This window comes from Burkholderia sp. Cy-637, from assembly GCF_011753175.1.
In the GTDB taxonomy this organism is placed as follows: Bacteria; Pseudomonadota; Gammaproteobacteria; order Burkholderiales; family Burkholderiaceae; genus Burkholderia; species Burkholderia gladioli.
The window spans coordinates 1-2830 of record NZ_VWWC01000329.1; the positions used below are offsets into that span (position 1 = coordinate 1).

The window sequence follows — 2830 nt, forward strand, 5'->3', positions numbered from 1 at the left end:
GGCGGGCCGCGCGGCCGGCGCATGGCTGTAGCTGCGGCGGCGCGCGGCCACCTGCGCCGCCGCGTCGTTGACGGCCGCGCGGGCGATGCCGGCCAGCGTGGCCAGGTGCACCAGTTGATAGAACGCTTCCGAGTAGTCGAAGGGCGCGCGCTCGACGATCTCGCGCTCGTCGACGGCCACCGCCACGAAGCGGCTGGTGCCGCTGGCGGTGAGGCGCTGCCCCATGCCGTCCCAGTCGTCGATCACCTCCACGCCGCTCGCGCGGCGGTCGATGGTGACGCTGACATAGGCGTCGTTCGGGTCGGTCGCGCCGACATGGATCCAGTCGGCGAACAGCGAGCCGGTGGTGTAGAACTTGGTGCCGTCCAGGCGCCAGCCGTGCTCGCCGCGCGTGAGGCGCGTGCCGAACTGCGACTGCTTCGCGTCGCCGCTCTCGGACCACGCGCCGCCGACGATATCGCCCTTCGCGAGCCGCGTGAGCCAGGTGTCGCGGCGCGCGGCGGGGCTGCCGAGCACATGCTCGACGAAGCCGAAATGCGCGCGCAGCGCCTGGGTTGGGTTCGAATCGGCTTCGGACAGCTCGATCAGCAGCTCGAAGAATTCAGGCAGGCCGAGCCCGAGCCCGCCGTATTCGCGCGGCACGCGCACGGCGGTGAAGCCGGCGTCGCGCAGCCAGTCGATGGTCTCGAAGGGCAGGCGGCGCTCGATCTCGCTGGCGACCGCCTGCTCGCGGATACGCGCGAACAGCGGGCGGAACGGGGCCACCAGGCCCGCATAGGCGTCGCGGGGCGGCTCGCCCCAGGCGGTGGCCGCGGCGAGATCGGAAGGCAGGGCGGAGGCGCGATCTTGGGACATGAAGGAAAAACCTGGGTCGGAGTCGGGAAAAACGGGAGCGCTCAGGCGAGCGCGCCACGGCGCCCGGCGAAGCTGATCGCGAGCACCGCCAGGATCAGCGCGCCGGTGGCGACCTGCTGCCAGTAGAAATTCCAGCCGATCAGCAGCAGGCCGTTGGCGACCAGGCTCAGCAGCAGCACGCCGAGCAGGGTGCCCGGCACGCTCGGCCGGCGCGCCGGCGACAGCGTGGTGCCGATGAAGGTGGCGCCGATCGCGTTGAGCAGGAAGCCGTTGCCGGACATCGGCACATAGGCCTTGACGGTGGACGACAGCAGCAGCCCGACCACGCCATAGACCAGCGCGCTGGCCACGAAGCCGGCCGTGACGATGGCCGCCACCGGCAGCCCCGAATGGCGGGCCACGCCGGGCTGCACGCCGAAGGCGACAGCGGCGCGGCCGAAGCTCGACCAGGCCAGCGCGGCATGCACGGCCAGCGCCAGCACCGCCACGATCAGGAGCGGCACCGGCACGCCGCCGAGCCGGCCGTGCGCGAGCGCGCCGAACAGCGGCGGCAGGGCCAGGTTCAGCAGATAGACGGGCTGGCCGCCGTCGGTGGCGAGCTGCTGGACCGTCTGGCCGATGAACAGCGTGCCGAGCGTGGCGAGGAAGGGCGCGATGCCGATCCGCGCGATCAGCAGGCTGTTGAACAGGCCCACCGCCGCGGCCGCCGCCAGGCCGCCGGCCAGCGCGAGCGGCACGCCGACGTGATGGGCGCACAGCAGCACGAAGGCGAGGCTGGCCAGGTCGATCGCGCTGCCCAGCGAGAGATCGACGGCGCCCAGCGACAGCGCGAGGGTCATGCCGAGCGCGGCGATCGCGAGCAGCGCGAAGTTGTTGAGCAGCACGTCGGCCAGGTTGCCGGGCCGCGCGAAGCCGGGCGCGAACACGGCGAAGAACAGGATCACGGCCAGCAGCGCGCCGACCAGGGTGAAGCGCCGCGGCGAGCCGAGGCGCGCGAGGACGGACAGGCGGGCTTCAGTCATGGGCGCGGCTCCCGGCATGACGGCGGCGCACGATCGCGGTGGTCGCGACCACGAACAGGATCAGCACGCCTTCCACGCCGTTGACCCAGTAGCTCGACACGTTGTCGAGCTGGAAGCCGTTGCCGATCACGCCGATGAACAGCACCGCCAGCAGCGTGCCGGGAATGGTCGGCACCAGGCGGCGCGAGAACACCACGCCGAGCAGGGCCGCGGCCACCACGGTCAGCAGGTTGTCGCCGGCGCCGGGCGAGCTGCCGCTGAGCAGGGCGAGGTTGGCGAGCGCGGCGAGCGCCGCCGCCAGCCCGCTCAGCACGTAGCTGGCCGCGATCGCGCGGTTCACGCGCAGGCCGGCCGCGCGGGCCGCCTCGGGATGCGCGCCCACCGCGTGCAGGCGCAGCCCGAAGGGCGTGCGATGGATCAGCAGCGCGAACACGGCGGCCGCCGCCAGCAGCGCGAGCGCGAGGGTGGGCACGCCGGCGATGCCGTCGCCGAGCAGGAAGGTGAGCAGCGGCGAGCTGGCCGGCACCGAGGTGTTCTGCGTGAGCACCAGCTCGAAGCCGGCGCACAGGTTCATGGTGGTCAGCGTGGCGAGCAGCGGGTAGATGCGCAGCACGATCACCGCGAAGGCATTGAGCGCGCCGACCGCCGCGCCGGCCGCCAGCGTCAGCGCGAGCGCCAGGCCGGGCGAGATGCCGGCGCGCAGCGCGACGGCATACACGGCGGCGCACAAGCCGAGGTTGGCGGCCACCGACAGGTCGAGGCCGCCGCGGATCGGGTCGGCGCCGCCGCCGATCAGCACCACCGTCAGGCCGAAGCCGAGCAGGCCGACCACGGCCGATTGCTGGACCACGTTGGCGAGATTGGCGAGCGTCAGGAACAGCGGCGAGCTGAGCGCGAACACCGCCAGCACGGCGGCGAAGGCGAGCGCCGCGCCGCTGCGCAGCCACCATTGC

At 73.0% G+C, this 2830-nt stretch carries 3 protein-coding genes; all 3 read right to left on the minus strand.

What is annotated here, in order from left to right; genetic code table 11:
- On the minus strand, positions 1 to 855 hold an 855-nt coding region (locus F3J10_RS35100; protein WP_167244002.1), incomplete at its 3' end, for an acyl-CoA dehydrogenase family protein.
- Positions 856 to 896: 41 nt separating this feature from the next.
- Complete coding sequence (locus F3J10_RS35105; RefSeq protein ID WP_025100755.1) at positions 897 to 1877, minus strand: ABC transporter permease; 981 nt, start codon at positions 1875 to 1877, stop codon at positions 897 to 899.
- Positions 1870 to 2830, minus strand: a 961-nt coding sequence (locus F3J10_RS35110; RefSeq protein ID WP_240155804.1) for an ABC transporter permease, incomplete at its 5' end; no start/stop codon positions are given. The genes F3J10_RS35110 and F3J10_RS35105, both read right to left, overlap by 8 nt.

What these genes read in the sequence shown, in the direction of transcription:
- F3J10_RS35105 (WP_025100755.1), bottom strand. Translation starts at nt 1,877, where the DNA reads ATGACTGAAGCCCGCCTGTCCGTCCTCGCGCGCCTCGGCTCGCCGCGG.